The organism is Porphyromonas gingivalis ATCC 33277 (assembly GCF_000010505.1).
Lineage (GTDB): Bacteria > Bacteroidota > Bacteroidia > Bacteroidales > Porphyromonadaceae > Porphyromonas > Porphyromonas gingivalis.
The window spans coordinates 725,104-738,289 of the sequence record NC_010729.1 but is presented as its reverse complement, the minus strand read 5'-3'; the positions used below and the strand labels follow the sequence as shown (position 1 = coordinate 738,289).

The following is a 13,186-nucleotide window of genomic DNA, read 5'->3' as shown; positions in this document are numbered from 1 at the left end:
ATGGATGCGCCTCGTATCAACAAGTGGCTCAAACCGCTTTCCGCCCTCTACGGGGTGGGCGTGAGGTTGCGCAACTACCTCTTCGACAAGAACGTCCTGATTTCGAACTCTTTCGACATCCCTATCGTCTGTGTAGGCAATATCACCATCGGCGGCACCGGTAAGACACCCCACGTAGAATACCTGATTCGGCTCCTGCATCCACGCTATCGCATAGCGGTGGTTAGTCGCGGCTATAAGCGGAAAACCAAAGGGATGATCGTTGCAACCGAAGGATCGACTGCATGGGATATAGGAGACGAACCTCGTCAGATCAAACGAAAATATCCGGACCTGACCGTCATCGTAGATGCTGACCGGAGCAGAGCCATCGGCTATCTATGCGATCTGGCAGAAGAGCAAAGGCCACAGCTCATCGTTCTGGACGATGGCTTCCAACACCGTAAGGTGAAAGCAGACCTGAACATAGTACTCACAGACTACAACCGTATTCTGACCAAAGACTATCTGCTTCCGGCCGGTCGTCTGAGAGAACCTGCCGGCTCTATACAGCGTGCCGATATGGTAATCCTGACCAAATGCCCCGATGATCTTGCTCCCATAGATCTTAGAGCAGCCAAACGCGACTTGGCCTTATACCCGCATCAGAAGCTGTTCTTCTCCAAATTCATGTACGGACAAGGACTGAAGCCTTTGTTTTCCGATCAGTCTCCTTCGGCAGAAGTACGCTCTGCGCTGGCTATCGCCGGAATAGCAAGTCCGAAACTGTTCTTCCGAGAAATACGCACCCGATTCCCCTCCGGAACGGATCGCATCTATCCGGATCATCATGAGTTTACCGACAGAGAGGTCTGTTTGCTCATCCAAGATTGGCACGAACTGCATCGGAAAGACGCCAATGCCATAGTGGTATGTACCGAGAAAGATGCCATGCGACTGGCCCTACGACAATCTTCTTTTCCGCAAGAGATGCAGGAAAGATTTTATTACCTGCCGGTGGAAGTAAAACTGATGTTCGATCAGGAAAAAGTATTTGTCGATAGGCTACTGGGAGTCATTCAACACAAAAAATAAGCGTAATGAAACGTACCGAAATATCTTCTCTGGGTGAGTTCGGACTCATCCGGCACCTCACCGATTGTGTCCGGCTGAAAAACCCCGGTACCCTCAAAGGCATAGGGGACGATGCTGCCGTCATCTCATTCGATGAAGGCATGAAAGCACTTGTCACTACCGATATGCTCCTCGAAGGAATCCACTTCGACCTCACTTATACCCCTCTCAAACATTTGGGATACAAGAGTGCAATCGTAAACTTCTCCGACATATATGCCATGAACGGGACACCACGGCAGCTGACGGTTTCCATAGGTGTATCGGCACGATTCTCGGTAGAGGATATCGAACAGATCTATCAGGGTATCCTCACGGCCTGCGATGTCTACGGCGTAGACCTCGTAGGAGGCGATACTTCGGCTTCGCTCACCGGATTGTGTCTGAGCCTGACCTGCATCGGGGAGGCACGAGAAGAGGAAATAGTATATCGCAGTGGAGCCAAACCGACCGATCTGATCTGCGTGAGCGGAGACCTCGGCGCAGCCTATATGGGACTCCAGCTACTGGAGCGTGAGAAAGCGGTCTATCAGGGAGAAAAAGACTTTGCACCGGATTTCGCCGGTCATGAGTACATACTCGAAAGACAGCTGAAACCGGAAGCGCGCAAAGACATTGTGGAGAAGTTGCGCTCGGCCGGCATCAAACCGACTGCCATGATGGACATTTCGGACGGGCTATCGTCCGAACTCCTCCATATAGCGCATGCCGGAAAGGTCGGCATCCGTATATATGACGACAAATTGCCTATCGACTACCAGACGGCAGCCATGGCGGAAGAGTTCAATATGAATCTCTCCACAGCCGCTCTGAACGGGGGTGAAGACTACGAATTGTTGTTTACCGTACCTCTCACCCGTCTCGATGATATTCAGCGAATAGAGGGCATCCACCTGATCGGCCATATTACAGAAGAGGCCGACGGTCACCTCCTCGTGGCACGAGACGGAACGGAGATTACCTTGGTAGCGCAAGGATGGAATGCAGCAAAGGCTCTGAATGGGTAGTATCCGACTGCAAAACCTCACAGAAGGGGAAATAAAAGGACGTCTGCTCCGACTGGCTCTGCCCATCATGGGTACTTCCTTCGTGCAGATGGCCTATAGCTTTACCGATATGGCCTGGTTAGGCCGGTTGGGTAGCAAGTCCGTGGCAGCCGTAGGTATTGTGGCGGTACTGACGTGGCTCTCCAGTTCCATATCATCAATCAATAAGACCGGCAGTGAGGTGACGATAGGCCACAGCCTCGGCAAGGGGGCCATCGAGGAAGCACGACGATACGCTTCGCACAACGTTTCGATGTCCCTACTGATCTCCTCCGTCATCGCTCTTTTGTTTTTCCTTTTCCCACACCTTTTCCTCGGTATATACCATTTGGAGGACGATGTACACGCTTTGGCTCTTACCTACCTGCGCATAGTGGCATGCGGCCTGCCTTTCACCTTTGCAGCCACCGCATTCAGCGGTATCTACAACGGAGCCGGACTCAGCTCCATACCCTTCAAGGTCAGTAGCACGGGGTTGGTACTCAATATGATTCTGGATCCCTTGCTGATATTCGGTTTGGGATGGGGGACGATCGGAGCGGCCATAGCCACGCTGATCGCTCAGGTATTCGTATTCGTTCTATTCTTTTACAGGCTCAGACGGCAGGATAAGCTGTTGGATTGCTTCCCGTTCTTCGTCCGACCGGACAATATACATAGCGGTCGCATCTTGCGTATCGGCCTGCCTGTAGCTGCTCTCAACTCCCTCTTCGCCATCATCAATATGATGCTTGGCCGTCTGGCTTCGCAGCAAGGAGGACATATCGGAGTGGCAACGCTGACAACAGGCGGACAACTGGAAGCCATCACTTGGAACACTTCGCAAGGATTCAGTACGGCACTGGCTACTTTCGTGGCTCATAATTACGCTGCCCGTCAGGGCAAACGTATATTTTCTGCCTACCGTTATACCCTACTCTACTGCTCCATTTTCGGTATTCTCGGCACAGTGCTTTTCGTTTTCTTCGGTAATGAAGTCTTCCGACTCGTGGTACCGGAAAAAGAAGCCTATCTGTCGGGAGGTATTTATCTGCGCATCAGTGGCTATTCCCAGCTACTGATGATGCTGGAAATAGCCACTCAAGGCCTGTTCTACGGGACGGCACGGACGGTTTTCCCGGCCGTTATCAGTATCGGGGGGAACCTCCTGCGGATTCCGCTGGCTCTGCTGCTTATCGGTATGGGCTTCGGACCGGAATCCGTATGGTGGGCGATCAGCCTCTCATCCATGCTCAAAGGCTTGGCCATCGTGTGTGGACTGCCCTATCTCAACAGACGTATCAAACTACACAGCCAACTTCTACCCTCTTCGCAATGAAATACATCGCATACACATTCGAACTCACACACCGTCCGGATGAACTGACTTTGGAGACGGCATACGACCTGCTTAGTGCCGAACTTGCCGAAATAGGATTCGAGAGTTTCGAGCAAAACGAGACTTGCCTTCGTGCTTATATCCCTGTCTCCACCGATATAGCATCCGACATTCCTACGCTATTGGAGCAGTTTCCACTGCCGGGGCTTCTGTGGCAATACTCATCCGAGATCCAACCGGATATCAACTGGAACGAACAGTGGGAAAAGAACTTCTTCCGCCCCATTCGGATCGAAGACAAATGCCTCGTAAGAGCACCTTTCCATCCGACCGATCCGGATATACCGCTCGAACTGATTATTTCTCCTCGAATGGCCTTTGGGACAGGACACCATGAGACCACTTCGCTGATGATGAGCTATCTTCTCGATATGGATTTGCGAGGCTTGAGAGTTCTGGACATGGGTTGCGGTACGGGAATCCTTGCCATCTTAGCTCGCAAGCTGGGAGCCTCTTCTGTCACAGCCATAGACATAGACGACTGGTGCATACGCAACACGAGCGAGAATGCAGCTCTCAATGATATTCGGGATATTGATGTTCGTATAGGTGACGCATCTCTTCTTGCCGACTGTCCGATATTCGATCTGATTATCGCAAACATCAACCGTAATATTCTGCTGAACGATATGTCTGCATACAGATCCCGACTCGGTAATGGCGGCACCCTGCTGTTAAGCGGTTTCTATACGGAGGATATACCGATCCTTACAGAATGTGCCGAAATACTAGGTCTGACTCTTTCGGAAACACGCTCACGTAACAACTGGGCTGCACTGCGGTTTACCCCCGACCCTCCTAAAAGATAAAGGAGCGAGTGCTTCGAGAAGCATAGGAGCCTAAAAAGAAAGTGTCCCGAACCTTGCAGTCCGGGACACTTTCTTTTTGTGCGGTATAGGATATTCGAATTATCTGAAGAGTGTACCGGTAGCGATCTCATCGGCTACCTGATCACCGCAGAGGTAACGAACCACTTCTATGGCAAATGCAAAGACGCAGGCAGGGCCTTTGCCTGTAATAACATGTCCGTCACGTGTGGCAGCTTCACCCGTATAATCGGCTCCTTCGAGTTTGGATTCAAAGCCCGGATAGCAAGTAGCTTTTCTGCCACAGACAAAACCCAAACCACCGAATACCAGAGGAGCAGCACAGATAGCAGCCACAAGCTTTTGCGCGGCATAATGCTCGCTTAGAAGCCGGCGAAGAGGTTCACAGCTGTTCAGATTATCTGCTCCGGGGAGTCCTCCCGGCAAAACCAAAGCATCCACTGCCGGCAAATCGGTCATCAGGCGATCGGCTTTGACGGTGATCCCGTTGGCTCCCTCTACATAGAGCGAATCCGTAATGGAAACAAATTCGGCGACTACACCTCCCCGACGAAGAATATCGAGCGTGCCTACGGCTTCGGTCTCTTCGAAACCGGGAGCCAGAAATACTAATGCTGTCTTTTTCATATTCCTTATGTTTTTTACTTGATGTCGAAATGATAGGTGATCACTCCCTCCTGATCTCCACCACCCGCTATGGCATTGAAGCGAGTAGTCTTGGCCGCTTCTATAGCTGCTCGCTGGGCGGCAGCATCCGTGATATTGGTACCGCGCAGACGGATGGAAGCATCGGTCACACGTCCGGCATTGTTTACTACGATGTTTACTCGTACCGTTCCTCGAATCGGTTTGCTGTAGCGAGGCTTTTCCGGATAGCCGCCATTGCCCACGATAGTACGGCCGGTAAGCGAGTACGAAGAACCGCTACCTCCGGGATTGCCCTGATTGCCATTGGCTTGCGTGCCCGAACCTTGCGTATTGCCTTGCTCGGCGCCCCGTCCGAATGCTCCAGCCACATTATTATTGATGGCCTTGCCTGCTTCGGCCTTGCGCTTGCGCTCGGCTTCCGCCGCAGCCTCTGCCCGTTTGCGAGCCTCTTCGGCTTCACGCTTGCGTTTCATTTCAGCCTCTTGACGGGCCTTTTCGGCTTTGGCCAAGTGAGGTGCCGGCTCTACGTCCTGACGCAGATCAGATTCGGCCGGTGCCTGCTGCTTTTTGACTACGGGCTGTTTTTGCGTTGGAGTTTGTTCCGTTTGTACATCGGGATTGGATGCCGTTTCCTGTGGTGCCGGCTCGAAAGCTCCGGACGAAAGCTCCGTGATTCCGAAATTGACGAGTATCAGTTCTTCCGGTTCTTCGCGCGGAGCGGCACGAAGATGCAGCACGAACAAGAGGGCGATCAGTGCGACATGTGCCCCCACCGATACGGCTATGGCAACGGCATTGCGTTTGACTTTCTCTTGTTGCATGAACTTACTTTTTACTTTGGGCTTTGGTGGCCAACACCACCTTCATCTTGTTCTCCCCGGCCATACTCAACACCTTCACGATCTCACGATACGGGACATTCTCATCGGCATATATGGCTACGTACATTTCGGGATTGCGACTTTGCTCCTGAAGCAAGAGGGGAAGTATCTCCTCGAAAGCGACCTCATGCCCTTTGTCCTGACCGAAAGCGGCGAAATAGCGCATATCTTCTGAAATGGTGATCCGCGCCAAAGGAGCTTCGGGGGCAGGCTGTTTATTGGCAGAGGGAAGAGATACGCGTAGCGCATTGGGTACGATGAGCGTACTGGTCACCATGAAGAAGATGAGCAGCAGGAAAATCACGTCGGTCATAGAAGCCATGCTAAAAACCTCTGTGACCTTGGTTTTACGTTTCAGACTCATTTTTTGATGGGTTCGTTAAGGAGATCCATAAACTCAAGAGTCTTGGTTTCCATCTTATTGACGACCTTATCCACCTGAGCTACGAGATAGTTGTAGGCAAAAAGCGTTACGATACCGACAACGAGACCGCCTACAGTCGTTACCAAGGCTTCGTATATACCTCCCGAGAGGAGAGCTACGTCCACCCCGCCGTTACCGGCATTGGCCATATCGAAGAAAGCACGCACCATACCCGTTACGGTACCCAAGAAACCGATCATAGGTGCTCCGGCTGCAATGGTAGCAATAATAGGCAGTCCTTTTTCCAGCTTACCAATTTCGATGTTTCCGGTATTCTCGACGGCTACCAGTATGTCGTTCATCGGTCGTCCCAGTCGGGTGATCCCCTTGGCTATCATACGGGCAGAAGGGGTAGCCCTGTCCTGACAAAGACGCATGGCCGATTCTATCTTACCCTCGTGGATATAATCCTTGATCCGCTCCATGAACGAATTGTCTTCTCTGCCGGCAGCCCTGATCTCCATCACCTTGCGAACGAATATGTAGATGGCCAAGAGCGAAAGGGCAGCCAATACGATCATGATCCAACCGCCTTTGAGAGCCAGATCCATAATGGACAGGGTAGCTTCTGTCGGTGTGGTAACGGGAGTATTGACGGTAGCAAGGGAGTCGATAGGAGTCCCTGCCGACTGAACGGGAATTTGCAGAAAGGGAATGCTTGGAATATTCATTGGATTATCAATGTGATTGTTACTGTTTCAATTTTATTTATAACGCAAGTTGGTCTCGATATTGTCTGATAGTCTCCTCCAGTCCCAAATAGAGAGCATCGGCAATCAGTGCATGGCCGATGGAAACTTCGTCCAAATAGGGCAGTCGTTCGGCAAAGTAACGGAGGTTGTCCAGATTCAAATCGTGTCCGGCATTGATACCGAGACCGAGCGAATGAGCGTGTGCCGAAGCCTTGACATAGGGCTGTACGGCAGCAGCCATGTCCTTATGATAGGCGGCTGCATACGGCTCGGTGTAAAGCTCTATCCGGTCTGTACCTGTCTTGGCAGCCCACGAGATATTGTCCAAGTCGGTATCGATGAATATGGAAGTCCTGATACCCCAGGCATGGAACTGCTCCACCAGACGGCAGAGATGGTCGTAGTTTCGGGCTACATCCCATCCGGCATTGGAGGTCAGGACATCGGGAGCATCGGGTACCATGGTCACCTGCTCGGGACGGATTTCCTCGATCAGACGGATGAAACGCTCGTCGGGATTGCCCTCTATGTTGAACTCTGTGGTCAGTGCCTTTTTGAGGTCGTACACATCCGACCGACGGATATGGCGTTCGTCGGGACGCGGATGGACGGTAATCCCCTGTGCACCGAACCGCTCACAGTCGAGAGCCACTCGGAGGACATCGGGGACATTGCCTCCGCGTGCATTGCGGAGGGTAGCTATCTTATTTACGTTTACGCTTAGCCTTGTCATTCTGATTATTACTAATTTTGCGAACCATGCAAATGTAACGTTTATTTGCTGATCCCTACGAGAAGAGAAAGAGACTCATGAAGAAAATAGCCATATTCGGCAGCCGTCACAAGAGCGAACAGGGAGCTTCCATCAAGGCTTTGATCCTGAAGCTGGAAGAAGCCGGCACACCTCTTTATATAGAGCGCAAATTCCTCTCCTTTCTTGAGCAGGATCTGGACTTCCATCCGGCCATTTGCGGAGTGATAGACACCCTGCCCGAGCATATCGACTACGTGATCTGTATGGGCGGTGACGGTACATTCCTGCGCACGGCGCATCAAATCGGCGTTTCGCAGATCCCTGTCTTGGGCGTAAATACCGGCCGACTGGGCTTCCTCACCGATGTCGATTGCCACGAGGCTTCGGAGCTGATCACACGCCTGCTGGACGGCGACTTCACCATCGAGACCCGTTCCCTGCTGGAAGTGACCGAAGACAACGGCTCCTCTCCCTCCTACGCCCTGAACGAAGCAGCCATACTCAAGCGTGAAACCGGTTCGATGATTCGGGTGAATGCCTGCCTCAACGACGACTATCTGGCGGCTTACGATGCCGACGGCCTCGTAGTGGCCACGCCCTCCGGCTCCACAGCCTACTCGCTGAGCGGGAACGGGCCTATCATCATGCCTGCCTGTCGGAACTTCGTCCTTACGCCCATCGCCCCCCACTCGCTGAATATGCGTCCGCTGGTCGTTCCGGACGATACGGCGATCCGCCTCGAAGTGGATTCGCGCAGTCGGAATTACCTCTTGGTGCTCGACGGACGAACCAGAACGCTGCCCTGCGATACCTCCATCCTGCTCAAACGAGCTCCTCACACGCTGCGAATGATCCGTCTGCGTCCGCACTCCTTCGCCGAAACCCTGAGGCGTAAGCTCATGTGGGGAGCAGCCGTAAGATAAAGACACTTGCGACGGCGGAAAACGAGCCAACGGACACTTACCATAGACTACTCCCATAATGGAAGAAAATACAACCATGGTGCTGCGCACCGAAGATCTGGTCAAACGCTACCGGAACCGTACGGTCGTGAATCACGTATCGATAGAGGTTCGGCAAGGAGAGATCGTAGGGTTGCTCGGACCGAACGGAGCCGGCAAGACGACGACTTTCTATATGACCACGGGGCTGGTCGTCCCCAACGAAGGACGGATATTCCTCAATGATCAGGACATCACCCAATACCCCGTCTACAAACGAGCGCGTGCCGGCATCGGCTATCTGGCACAAGAGGCATCCATATTCCGCAAAATGTCCGTGGAGGACAACATCCTCTCCGTCCTCGAAATGGCCGGACTGCCCAAGACCTATCAGCACGAAAAGCTGGAAAGCCTGATAGCCGAATTTCACCTTGAGAAAGTACGCAAAAACCTTGGCGACCGCCTCTCCGGCGGCGAGCGACGCCGTGCCGAGATAGCCCGCTGCCTGGCTATATCGCCTCGCTTCATCATGCTGGACGAACCCTTTGCCGGTGTCGATCCTATCGCCGTACAGGACATTCAGGCCATTGTGGCCAAACTCAAGGACAAAAACATCGGCATCCTCATCACCGACCACAACGTCCACGAAACGCTCAGCATCACGGATCGCGCCTACCTCCTTTTCGAGGGCAAAGTGCTGTATCAGGGCACGGCCGAAGAGCTGGCTGCGAACGAAGTCGTAAGGGAAAAGTATCTGGGACGCGACTTCGAACTCCGCCGCAAACGATTCGACTGACTTCGCTGCACCTGCCGTTTGCCGGTACCTTATAGCTGTTTTTTCGTCATTTCAGGCATACTGTCCGCTTGTCCAATCAGTTTATTTGATTTCCTTTGCGTCCAGTGAAAGCAGTAATGCAGAGTGAATGGTTTAGCAGGAACCGGTAGATTTCTTTATTTCTTTGGTATGGATATGAAGATATGACACACAGATCGTTAACCGAATTCGGCAATTTCTCTTTTACCTTGTTTCATTAAAAAACCAAAGATGAGTATGAACATCTACGTAGGGAATCTGAACTATCGGGTTCGCGAAGAAGACCTCACAGGTCTGTTGCAACAGTATGGCGCCGTAACGAGCGCAAGAGTAATCACAGACAGAGAGACCGGCCGCTCACGCGGATTCGGCTTCGTCGAAATGGAAGACGAGAACGATGCACGCCGTGCCATCGAAGAGCTGTTCGATCAGGAATTCCAAGGTCGCAAGCTGATCGTCAAAGAGGCATTGGAACGTCCCGAACGTGCTCCTCGCCGTACTTTCCGTCACGAAGATCGCTATTGATCCTTCTCCCACTTCCGGCAAGCCGTATCACAACGCCGATACAGCTTTCTCTCTGAGAGGTCTCCCTCTATTATTCTAACGACACGAATTACAAGACAGGCCGCAGGCACACCATCATACGGTGTTCACCTGCGGCCTTCTTGCATCTGCTTGTACCATGACAGTCCTTATCCCAAACCTCCCCAACCGCAACTATATACGGCTCTCACCGAACATTCCACCCCCCGAACTTGCCATCCGCCACAGAGCAGATAGTATCTTCCATCAATAGACCATAGTATCCTCTTATATGAGACCATAGTATCCTCTCATATGAGACCATAGTATCCTCTCGTATGAGACCATAGTATCCTCTCGTATGAGACCATAGTATCCTCTTATATGAGACCATAGTATCCTCTCGTATGAGACCATAGTATCCTCTCGTATGAGACCATAATATCCTCTTATATGAGACCATAGTATCCTCTCATAGGAGACCATAGTATCCTCTCGTATGAGACCATAATATCCTCTTATATGAGACCATAGTATCCTCTCATAGGAGACCATAGTATCCTCTCGTATGAGACCATAGTATCCTCTCATAGGAGACCATAGTATCCTCTCGTATAAGACCATAGTATCCTCTCATAGGAGACCATAGTATCCTCTCGTATGAGACCATAGTATCCTCTCGTATAAACTCACCTTATTAGCTCGAAACACAACACCCGATCTCAAGGTATCGGAGGAGAAAGAGAGAAGCCTACACACAATAGCGGAAAAGCACTGCCCCCTACAGTCCATTGAGTATAGGAAAAGATAAAAAGGGTGTATCGACAACTCCAATTCCACGAGACTTAAGCTCGAAATTGGGTTGTGATACACCCTTCTATTTCTATTGACGGCCCTCCCCCTCGGGAGAGAATGGCGATTTACTCTTTTGTTATCAGCCGGCTGATTTTCCTATGGCCTTTGCACTGCATATCGACGACATAATTGCCCCGTCCCAAATCGGAGACATCAATACTCAACTTAACGTCAGTTCGACTCAAATTTAGGATAAAAGAGCCAAGAAACAACAGAGGGAGAAAGAGCGGCCGGACTTAAAAAGAAAAGGCCTTCTAAATCTGCACTTTGTTCGCAGAATCTAAAAGGCCTGTTCAAAAGTTAATACGATCAAGAAAAACGGAGGATGTCCGTAATCTCTTCCGAAAGAGATAGGCTTATCGCCTGCGACCGATCAGATTGAGAAACTCTTCGCGAGTGGTCGATTCCTCAAAAGCTCCTGTAAAGTCACTGGTCGTAGTCAGAGAGTTTTGCTTCTCCACTCCACGCATCTGCATGCACATGTGCTGTGCTTCGATAACGACGATCACCCCGAGAGGGTTCAGCGTATTCTGGATGCACTCCTTGATTTGTGTAGTCAGCCGTTCCTGTACCTGAAGACGACGGGCAAATACATCGACCACTCGGGGCAACTTGCTCAGTCCGGTTATATACCGATTGGGGATATAGCCCACATGGGCCTTACCGAAGAACGGCAACATGTGGTGCTCACACATCGAAAAGAAATCGATGTCCTTGACGATGACCATTTGCTGATAGTCTTCTTCGAACATCGCTGCGCGAAGGATGGCTTCAGGATCCTCGTTATATCCTTTGGTCAGAAACTGCATGGCCTTAGCCACACGTAGCGGAGTTTTGAGCAGCCCTTCACGCTTAGGGTCTTCGCCGAGCAACGACAGTACTTGGGCGTAATGCTGTTGCAAGCGGCTGCAGGCTTCTTCTTTTTCTATTTCTGTCATTTGTCAGTATCCTTGACGAATCTTATCTCGTACGACATAAATCTCCCGTGCATATGAAGGGAATGATTTTTTGAGTTGTTGCTTAGCTTCTTCAGCTTCCTCACGAGAGCTGAAATCTCCTACAAGGAGCCGCCAAAAAGGTGCTCGGTAAGTCAGATAGCAATGCATCTCCGGATGCAGCTGCGTTATTTGAGCTGCTCGTCGATTGGCTTCTCGCTTAGAGGCAGCCATATTGCCATTGTATACCTGTATCCGATAGCCTTGGATCAAACGGATATTGCTCTCGCCCTCGATCAAACCGGCCAAACGTCCGGATACCTTGCCCACGGCAGCTTTTACGGATGCAGGCTGATAGATGGTGATGATGCCTTCTCCTTCGTGCTCCGCACTGAGAGCTTCGAAGATGCTGATCGGGGCTTTGCTATGCGCCGATGTGGAAACCTGAGCTTCCGATGACGAATGGCAAACCAACGAAAGCATTAGGAGACTAAAAAAGAAAATCGGTTTCATCTCGTTCGTTTCTCCTTTTGAAATAAAACTCGCCCGGAAGGGTGTGAAACAATAAGCAATCTCAGAATGCTTCGATGATAGGCAAGAATTTGTCTACCGAGAGAGAAGCCCCTCCGATAAGCCCACCATCTACATCCGCACGGCTAAAGAGTTCTTTGGCATTGGCTGCATTGCAACTGCCTCCATAGAGAATGGAACAACCGTTCGCAACCTCTTTTCCATATTTAGCGGCTATACTCTTACGAATATGTGCATGCATCTCTTGAGCTTGGTCTGCCGTAGCCGTCTTACCCGTACCGATGGCCCACACAGGCTCGTAAGCAAGGATCAATTTGGCAAAGTCGGTCTGATCCAAAGTAAACAGGGCTTCTTCCACCTGACGAGCGACTACCTCGAAGTGCTTGCCTGCTTCGCGCTCTTCCAAGACTTCGCCAACACAGAAAATGGGGGTCAAACCATTGGACAAAGCCAACTTCACCTTCTCCATCAGGATTGGGGATGTTTCATGATAGTAAGCACGGCGTTCGCTATGTCCTATAATCACATACCGAGCACCGGTACTGGCCACCATGGCAGCAGAGACCTCTCCGGTATATGCACCCGACTCCTTATCGGCACAGTTTTCAGCTGCAACTCCGATACGTGTGGTATCGATGGCTGCCGCAATACTTGCCAAATGGATGAATGGGGTTCCGATAATCACGTCACAGCTGATCGTACGCCCTTTCAAAGCTGCGTCCAACTCCTTTGCCAATGCAAGCCCCTCTTGGAGGGTTTTGTTCATTTTCCAGTTGCCTGCTACGATGTTTTTTCTCATACTGATAATGGTTTTACAGGATTAGT

General features: G+C 51.2%; 15 protein-coding genes. 7 read left to right on the top strand and 8 right to left on the bottom strand.

Annotation, left to right across the window (positions count from 1 at the left end):
• The 4 genes from lpxK to prmA are packed head-to-tail and all read left to right on the top strand — an operon-like array spanning position 1 to position 4,346.
• Entirely contained in the window at positions 1 to 1,074 is a 1,074-nt protein-coding gene (gene lpxK / locus PGN_RS03235; RefSeq protein WP_012457693.1) for a tetraacyldisaccharide 4'-kinase, read from the top strand.
• Positions 1,075 to 1,079: 5 nt separating this feature from the next.
• Positions 1,080 to 2,120, top strand: a complete 1,041-nt coding sequence (gene thiL, locus PGN_RS03230; RefSeq protein WP_012457692.1) for a thiamine-phosphate kinase — start codon at positions 1,080 to 1,082, stop codon at positions 2,118 to 2,120.
• The gene (locus PGN_RS03225; protein ID WP_012457691.1) at positions 2,113 to 3,477 is read left to right on the top strand and encodes an MATE family efflux transporter; all 1,365 of its coding nucleotides are present in this window, start codon (positions 2,113 to 2,115) and stop codon (positions 3,475 to 3,477) included. The genes thiL and PGN_RS03225 overlap by 8 nt, the downstream gene beginning before the upstream one ends.
• Entirely contained in the window at positions 3,474 to 4,346 is an 873-nt protein-coding gene (prmA, locus tag PGN_RS03220) for a 50S ribosomal protein L11 methyltransferase (protein ID WP_039417307.1), read from the top strand. Before PGN_RS03225 ends, prmA begins: the two co-directional genes overlap by 4 nt.
• Positions 4,347 to 4,445: 99 nt before the next feature.
• On the opposite strand, the gene PGN_RS03215 is transcribed toward prmA, so the two are convergent.
• The 5 genes from PGN_RS03215 to pdxJ are packed head-to-tail and all read right to left on the bottom strand — an operon-like array spanning position 4,446 to position 7,742.
• Positions 4,446 to 4,991: a DJ-1 family glyoxalase III gene (locus tag PGN_RS03215; protein WP_012457689.1), complete on the bottom strand. Its 546-nt coding sequence runs from the start codon at positions 4,989 to 4,991 to the stop codon at positions 4,446 to 4,448.
• Between the two features lie 14 nt (positions 4,992 to 5,005).
• Positions 5,006 to 5,833, bottom strand: coding sequence for an energy transducer TonB family protein (locus tag PGN_RS03210; protein WP_012457688.1), 828 nt, complete (start codon positions 5,831 to 5,833; stop codon positions 5,006 to 5,008).
• A 4-nt stretch (positions 5,834 to 5,837) separates the two neighbouring features.
• Entirely contained in the window at positions 5,838 to 6,257 is a 420-nt protein-coding gene (locus tag PGN_RS03205) for an ExbD/TolR family protein (protein ID WP_010956094.1), read from the bottom strand.
• Positions 6,254 to 6,988, bottom strand: a complete 735-nt coding sequence (locus PGN_RS03200) for a MotA/TolQ/ExbB proton channel family protein (RefSeq protein ID WP_005874528.1) — start codon at positions 6,986 to 6,988, stop codon at positions 6,254 to 6,256. The genes PGN_RS03205 and PGN_RS03200 overlap by 4 nt, the downstream gene beginning before the upstream one ends.
• 37 nt (positions 6,989 to 7,025) lie before the next feature.
• Positions 7,026 to 7,742 (bottom strand): pyridoxine 5'-phosphate synthase, encoded by a 717-nt coding sequence (pdxJ, locus tag PGN_RS03195; protein ID WP_012457687.1) that lies wholly within the window; start codon positions 7,740 to 7,742, stop codon positions 7,026 to 7,028.
• Between the two features lie 77 nt (positions 7,743 to 7,819).
• On the opposite strand from pdxJ, the gene PGN_RS03190 reads away from it, so the two are divergent.
• The 3 genes from PGN_RS03190 (at position 7,820) to PGN_RS03180 (ending at position 10,043) form a co-directional block, all read left to right on the top strand.
• Positions 7,820 to 8,686, top strand: coding sequence for an NAD kinase (locus tag PGN_RS03190; protein ID WP_012457686.1), 867 nt, complete (start codon positions 7,820 to 7,822; stop codon positions 8,684 to 8,686).
• Between the two features lie 58 nt (positions 8,687 to 8,744).
• Positions 8,745 to 9,500, top strand: coding sequence for an LPS export ABC transporter ATP-binding protein (gene lptB / locus PGN_RS03185; protein ID WP_010956092.1), 756 nt, complete (start codon positions 8,745 to 8,747; stop codon positions 9,498 to 9,500).
• A 249-nt stretch (positions 9,501 to 9,749) separates the two neighbouring features.
• Positions 9,750 to 10,043, top strand: a complete 294-nt coding sequence (locus PGN_RS03180) for an RNA recognition motif domain-containing protein (RefSeq protein WP_005874516.1) — start codon at positions 9,750 to 9,752, stop codon at positions 10,041 to 10,043.
• Positions 10,044 to 11,251: 1,208 nt separating this feature from the next.
• Here PGN_RS03180 and folE read toward each other — a convergent pair.
• From folE to tpiA, 3 genes are all read right to left on the bottom strand, one after another.
• Positions 11,252 to 11,833, bottom strand: a complete 582-nt coding sequence (folE, locus tag PGN_RS03175; protein ID WP_004585175.1) for a GTP cyclohydrolase I FolE — start codon at positions 11,831 to 11,833, stop codon at positions 11,252 to 11,254.
• 3 nt (positions 11,834 to 11,836) lie between these two features.
• Positions 11,837 to 12,343, bottom strand: a complete 507-nt coding sequence (locus tag PGN_RS03170) for an SPOR domain-containing protein (RefSeq protein WP_012457685.1) — start codon at positions 12,341 to 12,343, stop codon at positions 11,837 to 11,839.
• 61 nt (positions 12,344 to 12,404) lie between these two features.
• Positions 12,405 to 13,160 (bottom strand): triose-phosphate isomerase, encoded by a 756-nt coding sequence (tpiA, locus tag PGN_RS03165; protein ID WP_012457684.1) that lies wholly within the window; start codon positions 13,158 to 13,160, stop codon positions 12,405 to 12,407.
• Between the last annotated feature and the right edge of the window lie 26 nt (positions 13,161 to 13,186).

Coding starts and splice junctions, on each gene's coding strand:
- lpxK (WP_012457693.1), top strand. CDS start 1: ATGGATGCGCCTCGTATCAACAAGTGGCTCAAACCGCTTTCCGCCCTC.
- thiL (WP_012457692.1), top strand. CDS start 1,080: ATGAAACGTACCGAAATATCTTCTCTGGGTGAGTTCGGACTCATCCGG.
- PGN_RS03225 (WP_012457691.1), top strand. CDS start 2,113: ATGGGTAGTATCCGACTGCAAAACCTCACAGAAGGGGAAATAAAAGGA.
- prmA (WP_039417307.1), top strand. CDS start 3,474: ATGAAATACATCGCATACACATTCGAACTCACACACCGTCCGGATGAA.
- PGN_RS03215 (WP_012457689.1), bottom strand. CDS start 4,991: ATGAAAAAGACAGCATTAGTATTTCTGGCTCCCGGTTTCGAAGAGACC.
- PGN_RS03210 (WP_012457688.1), bottom strand. CDS start 5,833: ATGCAACAAGAGAAAGTCAAACGCAATGCCGTTGCCATAGCCGTATCG.
- PGN_RS03205 (WP_010956094.1), bottom strand. CDS start 6,257: ATGAGTCTGAAACGTAAAACCAAGGTCACAGAGGTTTTTAGCATGGCT.
- PGN_RS03200 (WP_005874528.1), bottom strand. CDS start 6,988: ATGAATATTCCAAGCATTCCCTTTCTGCAAATTCCCGTTCAGTCGGCA.
- pdxJ (WP_012457687.1), bottom strand. CDS start 7,742: ATGACAAGGCTAAGCGTAAACGTAAATAAGATAGCTACCCTCCGCAAT.
- PGN_RS03190 (WP_012457686.1), top strand. CDS start 7,820: ATGAAGAAAATAGCCATATTCGGCAGCCGTCACAAGAGCGAACAGGGA.
- lptB (WP_010956092.1), top strand. CDS start 8,745: ATGGAAGAAAATACAACCATGGTGCTGCGCACCGAAGATCTGGTCAAA.
- PGN_RS03180 (WP_005874516.1), top strand. CDS start 9,750: ATGAGTATGAACATCTACGTAGGGAATCTGAACTATCGGGTTCGCGAA.
- folE (WP_004585175.1), bottom strand. CDS start 11,833: ATGACAGAAATAGAAAAAGAAGAAGCCTGCAGCCGCTTGCAACAGCAT.
- PGN_RS03170 (WP_012457685.1), bottom strand. CDS start 12,343: ATGAAACCGATTTTCTTTTTTAGTCTCCTAATGCTTTCGTTGGTTTGC.
- tpiA (WP_012457684.1), bottom strand. CDS start 13,160: ATGAGAAAAAACATCGTAGCAGGCAACTGGAAAATGAACAAAACCCTC.